Source organism: Aminobacter sp. NyZ550 (assembly GCF_025628925.2).
Classification (GTDB): Bacteria; Pseudomonadota; Alphaproteobacteria; order Rhizobiales; family Rhizobiaceae; genus Aminobacter; species Aminobacter ciceronei.
In genome coordinates, this window is the sequence record NZ_CP114190.1 from 2,190,856 (window position 1) to 2,206,595 (window position 15,740).

The following is a 15,740-nucleotide window of genomic DNA, read 5'->3' on the forward strand; positions in this document are numbered from 1 at the left end:
GCTAAACTCAATTTAAATTGTTTGTATGCAAAAGCCTCTGCGGGATTTCGGGGAGGCTGTCGTGCTCAATCGCTTCTGGCTGTCGAGAAGCGGCAATTTCGCGATGATGTTCGCTATTTTGCTGCCTGTGCTTTTGGCCGCCGTCGGCTTCGCGCTCGATATCGCCAATCTGATGAAGGCCAGATCGGACCTGCAGAACGCGCTCGATTCAGCGGTGCTGGCAGCGTCGCGACTGAGCGATCAGACCGGCACTCGGCAGGCCACATTCGACGCGTTCTTTGCCGCCAACGTTGCCAACAAGCCGGCGCTGGTCAACGCCAAGGCCAAGCTCGTCTTTGAGCAAACCGTCAACGAAATCAAGACCACCGCCACCGCCGACGCCAACATCAAGTTGAACTTCGCCTTCATCTTCGGGCAGAGCTCGGCCGTCGCCGCCACGGCGAATGCCTTTGAATCGAACTCCAAGCTCGAAGTGGCGCTGGTGCTCGACAACACCGGTTCGATGGGCGCGGCCAACATGGCGGCGCTGATCGAAGGCTCCAAGGAGATCATCAAGACCTTGCAGAAGGTCAAGGCCGATCGGCCCGAGCGCCAGATTCGGGCTGCCCTTGTGCCGTTCGTGACTGCCGTGAACATCAAGAGTGCCGAGGGTTTCAGTCAGTCGTGGATCGATATGCGGGAAGAGGTGCCGCTGGACGACAAATCATGGAACGGCAAGAACTTCGAGCCCAACTTGGACGAAAAAGGCAAGGACAAGAGCCGTGTCGGCCATTGGAAGCTGTTTAAGGACCTGGAGAAAAACTGGAAAACGGGCCCCAAGGGCGAATGGAAAGGCTGCGTCGAAGCGCGCCGCGATATCTACGCACTGACGGACGACGCTCCTGACATCACCAAGCCGGACACCTTGTTCGTGCCCTACTTCGCCCCGGATGAGCCGGGCGGGCCGATCAAGTCCCCCAACAGCGGTGACTATTTCAACAACAGCTACCTGGACGATGTGGTCGGGGGAACCAATGCCCAAAAGCAGAAATCCCAGAAGAAGTATTCCGACGCAACGGCGCGTGCCAACGCCAAGTTGAAGGAGACGCCCAACGACACCACTGGGCCGAACTACGGTTGCGCGACGCCTGTCGTTCCGCTGACCGAGGACTTGGTCAAGCTAGGTGGCGATCCTGTCAAGAAGATCAAGGGCGAACTCGACAACATGAACTTCTGGTACGGTTCGGGGACCAACGTTTCCGAAGGCCTCGCCTGGGGCTATCGTGTCCTGTCGCCGGGCGCGCCGTTCACCGAGGGCGATGCCTTCAAGGCGGCTGACACCTCCAAGGTCGTCGTCGTCTTCACTGACGGCGAAAACAATGTCTTCGGCGCCGCCAAGGAAACCATCAACAGGTCGGACTATGGTTCCTACAGCTACCTCGATACCGGACGCATGGGGGCTTTAGACCGCGCCGGCGCGCTCAAGAAAGTCAACGAGGCGACGAAGACCGTTTGTGCCGATTTAAAGAAGCAGGATGTCATCGTCTACACGGTGGTTCTGGGTGCCGACACCCCGGCCAATCGCGATCTCTACAGCACCTGCGCGACGGGTCCGGGCTACTACTTCCCGACCAAGAACATCGCCGAGCTGAAGGCGGCGTTCCAGACCATCGCCAACTCAATCTCGCCGCTGCTGATCACGCATTGAGATTGCTCGATCATGCGATCTGACAAGCCGTCGGGCGTTAAGTCGGCCCAATGGCGTGGCCGATCAGGCTTGTGCGGCTGGCCGATGTCGCGCTGGAGGTAACTCGGGAGAGAAGACGGGCGACCATGGCGGCGAAAGCGCCGCAACACGCGCCTGACTGTATCAGAGATTTTCTTCATAGAAACGACCGGCAGCTGTTTCATAGCTCTCCACGATTTGCATGCCGCCATGCGTCGGGTACAATGAAGTACCGTCACTCTTGGCATGAAGGAATTTCATGAAACAGGGCTCCCGCCTGCCGCCGCTGCAGACGCTCCGCGCCATGGCAGCGGTGGCGCGCACACGCAGCTTCACCAAAGCGGGCGAGGAGCTCGGGCTGACCCAGACGGCCATCAGCCATCAGATCGCGCAGCTCGAAGCCTGGCTGGGCACGCCGCTGTTCGTGCGCAGCAGGAAGGGTGTCGAGCTGACAGTCCTGGCCGACAAGGCGATACCTGATATCGTCGCGGCGCTGTCGGCGCTGGAGGCGGTGCTGGAGACGCGCGCCCGAGCCTCCGGAGCGAACAGCTCAGCATCTCGACGACACCGGAATTCGCCAGCCAGTGGTTGCAGCCGCGGCTCGGCGGCTTCTGCGTCGCCCACCCAGAGATCGACGTCAGCGTGACCATCGAATACCGGCGCGCCCGCTTCGACATCGACAAAATCGGCGTTGCGATCTGGCTGGCGGGGACACTGCCGGGCACCGAAGCCTTCCGCCTTACCGAGGACTACGAATTCGCCGTCTCGTCACCGGCCGTTGCCAGGGCTCTGCCCAGTCGCCAGGCACTGCGCGCGGCACTCCCTTGCTGCGCTATGAAGGCGCCCGGCACACGGTGCTGGATTGGGAGCGCTGGCATGGGCAGATCTACGACGGGAAGGGGCAGTTTCCTGCTGTCGACGGCGTGGAGGGACCGTTCGATTTTCAGGCCGGGCCGAGCTTCCCGACATTCTCCGACATGATCGCGGCGTGCCGGCAGGATGCTGGGCTGGCGTTGGTACGGTCCTCGCTTGTCGCCGACGACCTCGCCGCGGGGCGGCTGGTCAAATGCTTCGACGAGATCATCCCGTCGGACCTGCAGTACCACCTGGTGACGTCGCCGGCACAAAGGCGAAGCCCAGGCGTGATCGCCTTCAGGAAATGGATCATCCAGCAGATGACGGGCTAGCAGGAAGGTCTGCTTCGCCGGCCGCATGCCGTCTCAAAGTGAGGAACCGGTAGCGGAAGTTGGATACGCGCATCCGTAAGTCCAAGCAAAAGGGCCTGGCGAGAGGGGGCGGGGCCGGCCTCACAGAGGCACAAGTCAAGCCAATGGCTTGGGCTCAATGGCTTCGTCGTTCTCACCTGTCAGGCGGGCATCAGCATCGGTCGCTCGGCAACGATGTCGGACGCGGCGTCCAGCGAAACTTCAGGGCTCTTTTCGCCGCTCAACCGGCGGCCGCTGCGCTGGTCAAACAGCTGGAGATGCTGCGGCGCGACCCGGAACGACAGCGGCTCTCCCGCCTTGCGCCGGCTGCTGCCGACGATGTGGGCGATGACGATCGACTTCGCCACCGTACCGTGGACCAGTTGGGCGGCGCCGAGTTCTTCCGAGAATTCGTAGGTTCCCGACAGTCCGCCCGAGCCGAGTTCCACTGCCTCGGCGCGGAAGCCGGCGGTGATCGGCCCAAGAACCGCCGCGGGCCAGCGGCCACGGTCATAGGCCAGTTCCTGCCCGTCCTCGAGCGTGATGATGCCCTTGGCCGGATCGATGGTGCCGGGCAGCAGGTTGAGACCGGGCGTGCCGATGAAGCCGGCGACATAGGTTGTCGCCGGGCGCTGGTAGATTTCCACAGGCGCGCCGACCTGCTCGATGACGCCCTTGTTCATGACGACGATGCGGTCGGCCAAGGTCATCGCCTCGATCTGGTCGTGGGTGACGAACAGGGTGGTTGCGCCCAGGCGCTGGTGCAGCTTGCGGATCTCGACGCGCATCGCCACGCGCAGCCGCGCGTCAAGGTTCGACAGCGGCTCGTCGTAAAGGAACACCTTGGGTTCGCGGATCATCGCCCGGCCCATGGCGACGCGCTGGCGCTGGCCACCGGACAGCTGGCCCGGCTTGCGGTCAAGGAACTCGCCGAGACCGAGTGATGTCGCCACTCCCTTCACACGCTCGCGGCGATCAGCCTTCGAAATGCCGGCGATCTTGAGCGCGTAGCCGATGTTGTCGGCAACCGTCATGTGGGGATAGAGCGCGTAGTTCTGGAACACCATGGCGCAGCCGCGTTCGCGCGGCTCGAGCTTGTTGACGATCTTGCCCGCGATCGAGATGTCCCCGTCGGAGATCGCTTCAAGTCCGGCGACCATACGCAGCAGCGTGGACTTGCCGCAACCGGACGGGCCGAGGATGACGACCAGCTCTCCGCTGGAGATGTCTAGGTCGATGCCGTGCACGACCTCGTTCTTGCCGTAGGTCTTGCGCACGCCGCGAATGGCGATCTGGGCCATGGTCTGGTCTCCTTACTTGTCGGTCTGGATGAGGCCGCGCACGAACCAGCGCTGCAGAAGAATGGTCACCAGCACCGGCGGGGCCAGGACGATCAGGTTGGCCGCCATGGCGATGTTCCAGACCGGCGGCTCGCCGAACAACGGACCGGGCACGACCTTCTGCAACTGCATGGTGGCGGTGGCGTAGTTCTGGTGGTCGGTGACGACGAGCAGCGGCCAGAGATATTGGTTCCAAGACCACACGAACATGATGGTGGCGAGCGCTGCCATGTTGGTTCGCGACAGTGGCAACAGCACCTCGAAGAAGAAGCGTACCGGGCCTGCGCCGTCCATCTTGGCGGCTTCGGTCAACTCGTCGGGCACGGTGAGGAAGAACTGGCGGTAGAGGAACGTGCCGGTGGCGGTGGCAATCAGCGGCAGGATCAGACCCGAATAGGAGTTGAGCAGGTTCCACTCCGGCAGATTGACGCTGATGCCGACGAAATCGAGCATCGACTGGAACGGCCTCAGCGCATCGGCTGCAACCGCGTAGGTCGGCACGATGCGCACCTCCAGCGGCAGCATCAGGGTGATGAAGATCAGCCAGAAGAAAACCATGCGCAGGCGGTAGTTGAAGTAGACGATCGAGAAGGCCGAGATCGCCGAGATGGAGATCTTGCCGATGGTGACGCCGCCTGCGACGATCAGCGAATTCAGCATCACCCGGTCGAAGTTACCCCGCTCCCAGGCGGCGGACAGATTCTCGAACAGGTGGCCGCCGGGCCAGAGCGGCATCGGCACCTGGTTGACGGTGTGAAAGTCGTGGCTCGCCGCCACGAACACGATCCACAGCGGGATCAGCAGTGCGACCAGGCTGAAGATCAGCAGCGCGTGGGTGGCGAAGTCGAGGATGGGAGTACGTTCGATCACGGTTGGCGCTCCGGTCAGCTGTAGTGGATGCGCCGCTCGACGTAGCGGAACTGGATGACAGTGAGGGCGATGACCAGCAGCATCAGCACGATCGACTGGGCGGCAGCGAGCGAGTAGTCCTTGCCCTGAAAGCCGTCGGCATAGATCTTGTAGACCATCAGGTCGGTCGCGCGGGCCGGGCCGCCGCCGGTGGTGATGTCGACGATGCCGAAGCTGTCGACGAAGCTGTCGGTGATGTTGATGACGATCAGGAAGAACAGCGTCGGCGCGATCAGCGGCAATTGCACGTCGCGCATACGGCGCATCACGCCGGCGCCGTCCATGGCGCAAGCCTCGATCACCGAGCGCGGTATCGACTGGAGTGCGGCCAGGAAGAAAATGAAGTTGTAGCCGACCATCTTCCAGCTCTGGGCAAAGACAATCAGGGCAAAGGCGTCATAGCCATCGAGCGCCGGATTCCAGATGTCGGGAAAGACCCGGTTGATGGCCGAGACGAAGCCCGCATCCGGCGAGAAGATGAAGCGGAAGGCAAGGCCGACGGCGGGTGCTGCCAGCGCGTAGGGCAGGAAGAAGGTGAACTTGTAGACCTGGTGTCCGGGCAACCGTCTGTCGACGAACAGCGCGAGGATAACGGCGATGACCAACGACAGCGCGGTGGCTATGCCGGCAAAGGCGAGCGATATCCGCACCGAGCTCCAATATTTGGGATCGGCGAAGACGGTCTGGAAATTGAGCAGGCCGACCCAGTCGTTGCTGCCGCCGAATGGCGGCTCGAGTGTGACCGCCCAGTAGAGCGCCTCGCCCGAAGGCCAGTAGAAGAAGACGAAGATGAGCAGCATCTGCGGCGCGATGAAGGCTGCCGCCAGCCACAGGTTGGAGAAAGTGGCGCGCTTTTCCAAGCAACGTCTCCCGGTCCGCTATGCTGAAAAATAGGCGCCGCGGAGAGCGGCGCCCGACTGGTCCCGCGCCTGAGGATCAGGGCAGGGCAGCGCCCTTGTAGGTCTGCTCGTAGCGGCGCAGGATCTGGTTGCCGCGTTCGACGGCCGCATCGATGGCCGTCTGCATGTCCTTCTGGCCGGTGAAGGCGGCCTCGAGTTCGGCGCGGACTTCGGCGCGGATCGAGGTGAAGTTGCCGAGGCGAATGCCGCGCGACAGCGGGCCGACGTCGGAAGCGGTCAGCGAGGCGATGGCGACCTCACGGCCGGTATGCTTGGGGTCGCTGTAGAAGCCTTCCTGCTTGAGCAGGTCGAATCCCTTGGTGGTAACAGGGATGTAGCCGGTGTTCTCGGCGATGTACTTCTCGCCGGTGTCGGCAGCCGTCACATATTTCAGGAATGCGGCGGCAGCTTCGTATTCCTTATCCGTCTTGCCCTGCATCAGCCACAGCGAGGCGCCGCCGACCAGCGAGTTGGTGCGCTTGGTGGTGTCGATCACCGGCAGCATCGCCACGTCCCAGTTGAGACCGGCGACCTGGGTGTTCTTGACCGTGCCGTGGTTGGCGATCGAGGTGATTGTCGAGGCGCAGCTGCCGTCGGCGAAGGATTGCACAAGGTTCTTGCCCACCTGGGTGGTCTGGATCTTGGCGTAGCCGGCGTCGAGCCAGCTCTTGAAGTCCTTCATGTGGTCGACGAAGGCGGTCTTGTTGAAGACCAGCTCGGCGCCGAGGCCGCCGTAACCGTTGTCCATCGAGGCAACGGGGAGGTTATTAGTGGCGGAGAACTGCTCGAGGTTCATCCAGGTGTCGAAGTCGAAGGCGAAGCCACACTCGACACCGGCGGCCTTCATGGCCTTGAGGTCCTCGCCGAGCTCGGCCCAGGTCTGGGGGGCGCTGGTCTTGTTGATCTTCGCCCAGGCATCCTTGTTCCAGTAGAACACGGCCGTCGACGAATTGTAGGGGAACGACCACATGTCGCCGCCGGAGGTGGCGTAATAGTTGGCGATGCCGGGGAAATAGCCCTTCCAGTCGATGTCGAGCTTGTGCTCCTCGGTGAACTTGTTGGCCGGATAGATGGCGCCCGACAGCATGAAGTTGACGGTACCAGCGTCATATATCTGGACGATGGTCGGCTGCTGCTTGGCGCGATAAGCGGCGATCGTGTTCTGCTCGGCCTTGTCGTAGCCGCCCTGACCGGTGCAGACCGCCTCGTACTTGTCCTGCGATTCATTGAACAGCTGGCAGTGCTTGGCTACGACCTCACCGAGGTCGCCGGTCAGGCCGTACCAGAAATCGAACTTGGTGCGCTCGGCCGCACCGGCGGCCGTCGCAATGGCGCTTGCCGCAGTTGCAAGCAGGAACAGTCGTTTCATCCGTCGTCTCCCTCAGGAAGCTGGTGCGAGCACAATGCTCGCTGCAGCCCGTACCCTGACGGGATGACAGGCACGTCTTGATCCGGTGACAGAATGACGACAATCAACGACAGCGTGGAATGGCGGCCGCGCAGCTGCTCTCATCCAAGAACGCAGTCTGTCAGACGCCGGCTTCCCTGACCTCGAAGACGTTGCCGCCGCTGGTCTCGAAGCGGCCGGCCGCGCCGCGCTGGAGCGAGTAGCATTTCTCCTGGCCGGAGCGGAAATCGCCCCAGACGGTACAGAGCTGGTCGCCGCGCACCATCCAGCGGCCGCTATCGCCGGCCCGCTTCGGCGCATCGATGCTGATCTCGGCGCGGCCGTCGGGCAAAAGCATCATCTGTCCACTGAACCAGCCGCCCTGTTCCCACCACGAGATCGAACGGCCGACGAGTTCGCTGCGGATTTCGGCCGAACTGAGCTCGCCCGCGAGAGCGGCCGACATCGGCGGAAACGCGGCCGACAGCATCAACAGCACCTGCAGGAAGCGTCGCATCGCGGTACCCGTTCATGACGTTGCGATGACGATTCAATGACATTTGCCGGCCAATGTCCATGGCCGATGGCGCCCGTGCACTGTCAGCAAAGCGTCACGCTCACGCAAAACGGCTGACACGTAGCCGGACCAGTCTGCCCACGGTTTTCACCCGAGGGGCGATGCCCCGCCATTCTCCAAGACGAGGAACAGACCATGCTTGCCAATGGCACTGCCGGCACCGGCATTTCAGCGCACAAGCGCGCCGACGACCTTTCCGACTTCAGCGACGAGCTCGACATGATTGAAGCCTTGGGCGTCGAGTCGATCGAGCTGCCCACATATGACATGGACCTCGTGGTCGGTGGCAGGATCCGCAGGCCGCAGTTCGAGGCGCTGAAGCGCGCCACATCAGGCCGCGACGTCGGCTTCTCGGTACATGGCCCGCTGGCGATCAACTTCATGGACGAGGCATTTCGCTTGCCGCGCCACCTCGAGGTGCTCGAGGCCTCGCTTGAAATAGCGGCTGAGGTCGGCGCCGAAAACTATGTCATGCACTCCGGCCTGACACCGCTGCAGCAGGGCCATGGCATCGAGGCCGCCTATGGCCGCCAGCGCGAATGGCTGGCCAAGGCTGGCGAGATCGCCCGCCAGCACGGCCTTTTTCTCTGCGTCGAGACGCTGTTTGCAGGCTATGACGGCAAGATCCATGCTTCGTCGCCGTCGCGCCTCGCCCGCGAACTGGAGGCCATCGCCCACCCCAATGTCGTCGCGACCCTCGACTTCAGCCACGCCTATCTCAAGCTCGACTTCGACGGCCGCCGCGATGATTTCGTCGGGGAGATCAAGGCGCTGGCGCCGTATGCCCGCCATCTCCACATGCATGACAGCTTCGGCCGCCAGGACGACATCTGGATGTTTACCGAGGGTGAGCGCCTCGCCTACGGCCATGGCGACCTGCACCTGCCGGTCGGTTGGGGCGACATCCCCTGGGAAACGCTGATGGCCGAATGCAGCTTCCCCGAGGGCGTGCTGTTCAATATCGAGCTCAAGCAACGCTACTGGTACGCCGCTGAGGAAACCGTCGATGCGACCAAGGCGCTGGCCGACAAGGCCCAGGTCATCGGTCAGGCCCGCGCCGCCTGATCGAGCGTCCAACATCCATCTCTGCGGCGCCGAGCTTCCCGGCGCCGCGCGTCAATGAGGCGCGTCTGGCAGGCAGCAAAATGCCTCAACGACGACGAGCGCTCGTGGGGACGAACCCCGAAAGCGGCATCTGCTACGCCGGCTGCATGCTGTCTTGAGGTGAGGAAGTGGTAGCGGGAAGTGGAGAAGCTGTGCTTTCAGCGAACGTTCTGATTTTAAACATCTATTTTGCGTCACTAGTACCCAACTAGGTACCACCTTTAGCGCGGGAAAGCGACCTTACAATCAGGCCATTTCGACTGAAGGACGACAGGGGCCAATTCTCTTCCTAGGGCTAAGGAAAAAATCCTCTGTAACTGCGGGCAGCGTCACCATTCGGATAGCACTGGCCTCAGGTGCAGTCTCCCCTTCCTCCCATCCGATGTGGTCTTGGATCGCTAATCCACCTGCACGTTTACATATCTCTTGAATGATTTAGGGAGGACATCGCATATTGCGTCGTGATGCTTGTAATGTAATAATTTAAATGTATTCGGAAAAAGCAATATAAGTATTTTTGTGATTGCTGAAGAAACTCTTGTGATCTGCTCCAGGAGCTTTTGAGCTTCGTTCGGTACGTAGCGAGGAAATACGCCTACGACAGTTGTAAGCGCCATGTACATTGAGCTGGACGTATGTACGTGTCCGCAGAGGGACGTGTACTCTGCTCTCAATGTTTGGAAAAGCTTTCTTGCTTCGGTGTCTTTCGAGATGAAAGCGGTGTCTTTGACCACGTCCATTAATTCGTAGACGGAAGTCAAAGACAGGACGTTTTGATCTTGCGATAGCCCGATGCATTTAACAAAATTCTCTAGCCCGCTTCGTAGAGATAGATGCCCTGGTTTGTACATGCCCTGTGTTGCAAGAAGAAAAGACTGAAGAATGTCTGAGATAGCCTCTTTCAAATAAATTGAAAAATTCTCGTTTTTAATTTTGTCCTTCCATGGGGGCGATTGATTTATTGCTCGCTCTATGATCAGGATAGGAAATGTCCTCTTGAAAGATTTCTTGAAAGATTTTTCTAGGTCGTTTTGCTCAAAAATCTCAAGTAGTCGATAATTTGTTACAAATTTCCGGAGTTCGGCATAAGCATTATCGAACGGCATGTTATCTTCCGTGCGTTAATCTTTGTATTATCTCATTCCAGCTTAATTTTTCTTCCCTTCGCGATTGGAATATCGCCTGTGCATTCGGATCTTCAGAAGTTATCCGAGAAAGGGCATTGACGAGCCGGGCTAAGCGGTCGTCATTTAACTTGACAGTTTCGCACACTATCAAGCCTATGAGCTCATATCGGGACCTCTTTTCCCATCGAGGGACCGGCAAGTTCAGCGCTTGTGAAGCAAACTCGGCCAAGTCTTCGTTAGTAGGAAAATACCTATCGTCCGAAAATACCGTGGGCAGTGCTCCAACAAGGAACCTGATGTTTGGATTTCTTGGAACGTGCCGATTAAAGTTCCGTTCCGTTTCACTAATCACTTCTACGTTGGCTCCGAGCGACCGAAAGTCGAGGTTGCTGTGGCTCTCAAGCAACCAGGAAAGCTCCTCCAGGAAGCGCTTAAAGGCCCTGGGATCCTTCACCTTTTCGGTGCGAGCGGTTTGTCGCTTGCTCTTCGGCTCAACCATTAGCCGCATTCTCCAAGAACTCTCTGGCAATGCCCGCCAGGTGGCTTTTCAGTGTCGTGTCGTCCAGATCGAGAATTAGCTTTTGGCTTCCCTGTTTGGCCGCGAGCTTCGTTCGTTTAGGAAGCACATTCTTAAATCGCTTTCCCTTCCAGACGCCATTCTTGTCCAGAAATTCGATAGCCTCGCGATACACCACCGTGTTCGTTTCAACAATGGTGAGCACAACGCCAAGGCACTCTATCGGATGACCATGATTATTTGAGCATCGCTCCACCACGCCGCGCAATAGGTCAATACCGGTGCGTGATAGCGGCTCAGGCTTCACTGGCACGAGATACCCGCTTGACGCCAGTAGAGCCGCCATCATCCAGTGGGATGGTGTTGGTGGCGTATCTATAATGACGAAGTCGTAGACTTCATCAGCCTTGATGGCTTCCAGATATCGGCGCAAACGTTGCTCGCGACCTTGGCCCGCAGCCATCTCCAGCCGATAAAGTTCCAGGTCCCCAGGGATAAGATCGAACCCGTCCTTAACCTTCCAGGGTTTGATTTGGCCGAGGTCGAGCTTCGGAGTAATGGCGTCGAGGTTGACGGCGCTTACAGGTGCAGGGCTATCATCGAAAATGGTGACGATCGTGTGGCCGCCTTCTTGTCGCCTTTGGACATACTCCTCGCCAGACAATAGGCATTGGGTCGCGTTGAACTGAGGGTCGAGGTCGACCAATAAAACCTTGCAGTCTTCTCGCTTCACAAGCGCATCCGCGAGATTTGTGGCGAGGGTCGTTTTGGCAACCCCGCCTTTCATGTTTACTACTGCTACTGTGGTCATCGTCCCCCCTGCGCGGCAGCCCGCCTACGGCATGTCGCATCAATCAATAGCGGTATCGAACTGAGGTTTCCAATGCTCTTTCTTCCTAGGGCCTGCTTGGAGCTGGCTTTTACAGGCGCTGTACTACGGACCATCGTCTAGCGCGTCGATTGCGAGCAATGCATAACAATCAGGGGGGAGACGATCCTAACCCATATCGATTGCGGGGCCCCCTCCCTTCGGAGTTGTGCCAGCAATCTCGAACCACACGTACAGGAATACGCATGCTTACAATAGCCTTAGGGACTGTCCTGGCCTGTGTGCAACTTGTCGCCGTTGACGGGGACACAATCAAGTGTAACGGCGAGAACATGCGTCTAATAGGCGATGGCGTGCCATTCAAGTCTGGCATAGACACGCCAGAGATCGGCAGCCACGCCAAATGCGCGCGCGAAAACATGCTGGGTCAGGAGGCCAAGAAGCGCCTTGCCCAGCTACTTAGAAGTCCTGGCGTTCGTATTGAGGACACCGGGGTCCGCGACAAGACCGAAAAGCGAAGGCGGCTTGTTCGGATGCGTTTGGGGGATGGGCAGCTGGCGGAACATATTCTTTTGGAGGAAGGCTATGCCGTCAGGTGGGCACCGAAAATGAAGCGCTCTTGGTGTGGGTAAAGAACTTGCTAGCAGTTGGAACCTGTCGCCTTTCTACAGAGTCCTCTACTCGCACTGGCATCGAATTAGACTTTCCTTCGTCTTTCTGTGAGATTGGTAGAAGCATGGTTCACCCATGGAGGGGAAGTGGGGTCGGCGGGCAACTTCGCCTTTCTTGGCGTCTACGACACACGGCTGGTGACGCTGGGAGGTCTCGCAGAACGATACTTCCGCGACGACCCTTCGACTGCCATCTTCAAGCTCCGCCAATTCGCCGAATTGACTACCAAGATGATCGCCGCCCGGCATGGTGCCTACCGCGACGAACGCGAGACCTTCGACGACACATTGCGGCGGCTCTCCTATGATCGGATCATCCCGAGAGAAGTAGGTGACATCCTTCATGCCCTTCGCAAGACTGGCAATGCTGCCGTGCACGAGGCAAAGGGTGGACACGCCGAAGCGCTTACGGCGCTGAAATTCGCCCGTTCGCTTGGCGTGTGGTTCCATCGCACATATGGCAAAGAGCCGAACTTCACCCCCGGTGCTTTCATCCCGCCAGCGCAGCCGGTCGATGCTACGGCTTCCCTACGGCAGGAGATCGAGACGCTCCGCCAAAAGGTGGGTGAGAGCGAGGACGCAGCCGCTGCTGCTCGCCGCGAGGCTGAGGAACATGCGCGTGCTCGCGAGACAGCCGAGGAGCGGCTGAAGCGGGAGGCCGAGGACCGGGCGGCATGGAAACAGCTTGCGCAGGAGAGCGAGGCAGAGAAGTCGGCAATTGCCGTCAAGCTGGCGAACTTGCAGGCCGAGGCGGAAGCCGCTCCTCGCGCCGAGCTAATGACCTTCATTGAGAGAGGTGAAGAAGCCGCCGCACAACTCGATCTGGATGAAGCCGAGACCCGCGCCCTTATTGACCAGCAACTGCGCGACAACGATTGGGACGCCGATACCAAGACCCTGCGGCATGGTGCGGGCGTACGACCGGTCAAGGGCCGCAATATGGCGATTGCCGAGTGGCCGACCGCCAATGGACCCGCCGACTACGCGCTCTTCGTCGGCACGATGCTGGTTGGCGTGGTCGAGGCCAAGCGCAAGCGCAAGAACGTCTCCGCCGCTATCGACCAGTCGCAGCGATACTCTGCTGGGATCAAGGACGGCGGCGATTTCTCGTTCGCAGGTGGGCCGTGGGACGAGCATCGGGTGCCCTTCGTCTTCGCTGCAAATGGCCGATCCTACCTCAAGCAGATCGAGACCGAGAGTGGCATCTGGTTCCGCGATACGCGGCGCAGCGGCAATCATCGTCGTGCCCTGGTCAACTGGCCGACACCCGAGGGACTGAGCGGTCTTCTGGAGGTCAATCAGGATGTGGCAGATGCCGCCCTGAAAGCCCAGCCCTTCGAGTTCGGCTTCCCGCTCCGGCACTACCAAGAGGCGGCGATCCGAGCAGTCGAGACGGCGCTGTCGGGCGAACAGCGGTCTATGCTTGTGGCGATGGCTACCGGCACTGGCAAGACCAAGTTGGCAATTGCGTTGCTCTACCGCCTGCTGTCGGCCAAGCGGTTCCGCCGCATCTGCTTCGTCGTGGATCGCTCCGCGCTAGGTCACCAGACAGAGGGCGAGTTCTCGACAACCAAGGTCGCGTCGGGGAAGACCTTCGCCGAGATTTTTGGGCTGAAAGGGCTGGGGGACTTAGCCCCTGATGTCGAGACCAAGGTGCATATCTGCACCATCCAAAGTCTGGTGAAGCGGGTGCTATATGCTGCAGACACGTCCGACGCTCCGCCCGTCGATCAATATGATCTTATAGTCATAGACGAATGCCACAGGGGCTATCTGCTCGACCGAGAGATGTCGGACAGCGAATTGTCGTTCCGAGGCCAGGACGATTACATCTCAAAATACCGGCGCGTGCTGGAGTATTTTGATGCAGTCAAGGTCGGGCTGACCGCCACACCTGCACTGCACACGACGGACATTTTCGGCGAGCCGATCTTCCGCTACTCCTACCGGGAAGCCGTAATTGACGGCTTTCTGATCGACCATGAGCCGCCGGTGAGGATCGACACCGCCTTGGCCCGGTCCGGCATTGGCTTTGCGGAGGGCGAACAGGTCGAGTATCTCGCACCAGCCACCGGCGAGATCGACACAGCCATCTTGCCAGACCAAATCCACTTCGAGGTCGAGCAGTTCAACAAGCAGGTGATCACGCCGGAATTCAATCGCGTTGTTGCCGAGGAACTGGCTAAGCACATCGACCCCGAACTTGGCGGCAAGACCTTGATCTTCGCAGCGACCGACGCCCATGCCGACATCGTAGTTAGTGCCATCAAGAAGGCCTTTGCGGATGCGTATGGTGAGATCGATGACGCGGCAGTCAGGAAGATCACCGGCAGCGTGGACAAAGTGCAGACTTTGATCCGCTCGTTCCGCAATGACGCCAATCCGAAGATTGCCGTCACCGTCGATCTGCTTACCACCGGCATCGACGTACCGAAGATCGTCAACCTCGTGTTTTTGCGCCGGGTGAACAGCCGTATCCTCTATGAGCAAATGATTGGGCGGGCGACACGCCGCTGCGACGAGATCGGCAAGGAAGTGTTCCGCATCTTCGACGCTGTGGACCTGTACCCGCACCTCCAGAACCTGACCGATATGAAACCGGTCGTGGTCAATCCCTCGATCCGCTTCGAGCAGCTTGTCGGCGAGATGATTGCCACGACTGACGATGCCCAGCGAGAGACGATCCGTGAGCAGATCGCGGTGAAGCTTCGCCGTCGCCTCAAGAAGCTCCCTGATGAGGTTCGTCAGCGGTTCGAGGCGGTCGCGCGTGAGACGCCCGAGGCGATGCTGCAACGTCTGCTGACGGGTAATGGGCCCGATCTCGCTGCATGGCTGAAGGACCATGCGGGCATAGGCCCGATCCTTGACTGGCAGGCGGATGGTGACATTCCTCGTTACATCCCGATCTCGCACCATGCCGATCAGGTGGTTGCAGTCACCCGTGGATATGGTGACGCCGAGAAGCCGGAAGACTTCCTCGACAGCTTCTCGGCATTCGTGCGCGACAACATCAACATCATCGCTGCGCTGAAGCTCGTGGTGCAGCGTCCGCGTGATCTGACCCGCGCCGACCTGAAAGAGTTGCGCCTCGCGCTCGACCGCAAGGGCTACTCCGAGGCCAATCTGCGCCGGGCATGGGCCGACGCGAAGAACGAGGAGATCGCGGCCTCGATCATCGGCTTCGTGCGGCAGGCTGCCATAGGCGACCCACTGGTGCCTTACGAGGATCGGGTCAGGACAGCTATGCGCAGCATCATGGCCCGCCGCCAGTGGACCGAACCACAGAAACGGTGGCTGAAGCGCATTGGCGAGCAGATCGAGAAAGAGGTGGTCGTTGATCGGGAGGCTCTCGACAAGGAGCCTTTCATTGCCGATGGAGGGTTCAACCGGCTCAACAAGGTGTTTGGCGGCGAGCTTGAGACCATCCTTGCCGTTATCAACGAAGAAATGTGGAAGAAAACGGCATAGGC

Annotated in this window: 12 protein-coding genes; 5 read left to right on the plus strand and 7 right to left on the minus strand. The window is 59.9% G+C overall.

Annotated elements, in window-relative coordinates; genetic code table 11:
• The first annotated feature begins 61 nt into the window (after window positions 1-61).
• From N7E70_RS10795 to N7E70_RS10805, 3 genes are all read left to right on the plus strand, one after another.
• The gene (locus N7E70_RS10795) at window positions 62-1,687 is read left to right on the plus strand and encodes a TadE/TadG family type IV pilus assembly protein (protein WP_263006329.1); all 1,626 of its coding nucleotides are present in this window, start codon (window positions 62-64) and stop codon (window positions 1,685-1,687) included.
• 277 nt (window positions 1,688-1,964) lie between these two features.
• Window positions 1,965-2,351 carry a LysR family transcriptional regulator gene (locus N7E70_RS10800; RefSeq protein ID WP_154386848.1) on the plus strand — a complete coding sequence of 129 codons (387 nt, stop codon included), beginning with the start codon at window positions 1,965-1,967 and terminating at the stop codon, window positions 2,349-2,351.
• Window positions 2,352-2,529: 178 nt separating this feature from the next.
• Window positions 2,530-2,892 (plus strand): LysR substrate-binding domain-containing protein, encoded by a 363-nt coding sequence (locus N7E70_RS10805; RefSeq protein WP_269441456.1) that lies wholly within the window; start codon window positions 2,530-2,532, stop codon window positions 2,890-2,892.
• 179 nt (window positions 2,893-3,071) lie between these two features.
• Here the strand turns inward: N7E70_RS10805 and ugpC are convergent, their stop codons facing one another.
• The 5 genes from ugpC to N7E70_RS10830 all read right to left on the minus strand — a co-directional run bounded on the left by ugpC (window position 3,072) and on the right by N7E70_RS10830 (window position 7,962).
• Window positions 3,072-4,211, minus strand: coding sequence for a sn-glycerol-3-phosphate ABC transporter ATP-binding protein UgpC (ugpC, locus tag N7E70_RS10810; RefSeq protein WP_263006331.1), 1,140 nt, complete (start codon window positions 4,209-4,211; stop codon window positions 3,072-3,074).
• Window positions 4,212-4,223: 12 nt separating this feature from the next.
• The gene (ugpE, locus tag N7E70_RS10815; protein WP_067958855.1) at window positions 4,224-5,120 is read right to left on the minus strand and encodes a sn-glycerol-3-phosphate ABC transporter permease UgpE; all 897 of its coding nucleotides are present in this window, start codon (window positions 5,118-5,120) and stop codon (window positions 4,224-4,226) included.
• Between the two features lie 14 nt (window positions 5,121-5,134).
• Window positions 5,135-6,019 (minus strand): carbohydrate ABC transporter permease, encoded by an 885-nt coding sequence (locus N7E70_RS10820; RefSeq protein WP_067958858.1) that lies wholly within the window; start codon window positions 6,017-6,019, stop codon window positions 5,135-5,137.
• 76 nt (window positions 6,020-6,095) lie between these two features.
• The gene (locus N7E70_RS10825) at window positions 6,096-7,427 is read right to left on the minus strand and encodes an extracellular solute-binding protein (protein WP_263006332.1); all 1,332 of its coding nucleotides are present in this window, start codon (window positions 7,425-7,427) and stop codon (window positions 6,096-6,098) included.
• Between the two features lie 160 nt (window positions 7,428-7,587).
• The gene (locus N7E70_RS10830) at window positions 7,588-7,962 is read right to left on the minus strand and encodes a hypothetical protein (protein ID WP_263006333.1); all 375 of its coding nucleotides are present in this window, start codon (window positions 7,960-7,962) and stop codon (window positions 7,588-7,590) included.
• Window positions 7,963-8,157: 195 nt separating this feature from the next.
• Here N7E70_RS10830 and N7E70_RS10835 point away from each other — a divergent pair, with 195 nt between their 5' ends.
• Window positions 8,158-9,087: a sugar phosphate isomerase/epimerase family protein gene (locus N7E70_RS10835; protein WP_263006334.1), complete on the plus strand. Its 930-nt coding sequence runs from the start codon at window positions 8,158-8,160 to the stop codon at window positions 9,085-9,087.
• Window positions 9,088-9,524: 437 nt separating this feature from the next.
• Here the strand turns inward: N7E70_RS10835 and N7E70_RS10840 are convergent, their stop codons facing one another.
• Together N7E70_RS10840 and N7E70_RS10845 are read right to left on the minus strand one after the other, a co-directional pair.
• Window positions 9,525-10,232, minus strand: coding sequence for a hypothetical protein (locus N7E70_RS10840; protein WP_263006335.1), 708 nt, complete (start codon window positions 10,230-10,232; stop codon window positions 9,525-9,527).
• Between the two features lie 512 nt (window positions 10,233-10,744).
• A complete protein-coding gene (locus N7E70_RS10845) occupies window positions 10,745-11,581 on the minus strand; it encodes a ParA family protein (protein WP_263006336.1) in 837 nt (278 codons plus the stop codon).
• A 776-nt stretch (window positions 11,582-12,357) separates the two neighbouring features.
• On the opposite strand from N7E70_RS10845, the gene hsdR reads away from it, so the two are divergent.
• Window positions 12,358-15,738 (plus strand): type I restriction-modification system endonuclease, encoded by a 3,381-nt coding sequence (gene hsdR / locus N7E70_RS10855; RefSeq protein WP_263006338.1) that lies wholly within the window; start codon window positions 12,358-12,360, stop codon window positions 15,736-15,738.
• Window positions 15,739-15,740: the final 2 nt, after the last annotated feature.

Bases quoted from the DNA above. Each gene is read 5' to 3' on its own strand.
- N7E70_RS10800 (WP_154386848.1), top strand. From the start codon at position 1,965: ATGAAACAGGGCTCCCGCCTGCCGCCGCTGCAGACGCTCCGCGCCATG.
- ugpC (WP_263006331.1), bottom strand. From the start codon at position 4,211: ATGGCCCAGATCGCCATTCGCGGCGTGCGCAAGACCTACGGCAAGAAC.
- N7E70_RS10825 (WP_263006332.1), bottom strand. From the start codon at position 7,427: ATGAAACGACTGTTCCTGCTTGCAACTGCGGCAAGCGCCATTGCGACG.
- N7E70_RS10830 (WP_263006333.1), bottom strand. From the start codon at position 7,962: ATGCGACGCTTCCTGCAGGTGCTGTTGATGCTGTCGGCCGCGTTTCCG.
- N7E70_RS10835 (WP_263006334.1), top strand. From the start codon at position 8,158: ATGCTTGCCAATGGCACTGCCGGCACCGGCATTTCAGCGCACAAGCGC.
- N7E70_RS10840 (WP_263006335.1), bottom strand. From the start codon at position 10,232: ATGCCGTTCGATAATGCTTATGCCGAACTCCGGAAATTTGTAACAAAT.
- N7E70_RS10845 (WP_263006336.1), bottom strand. From the start codon at position 11,581: ATGACCACAGTAGCAGTAGTAAACATGAAAGGCGGGGTTGCCAAAACG.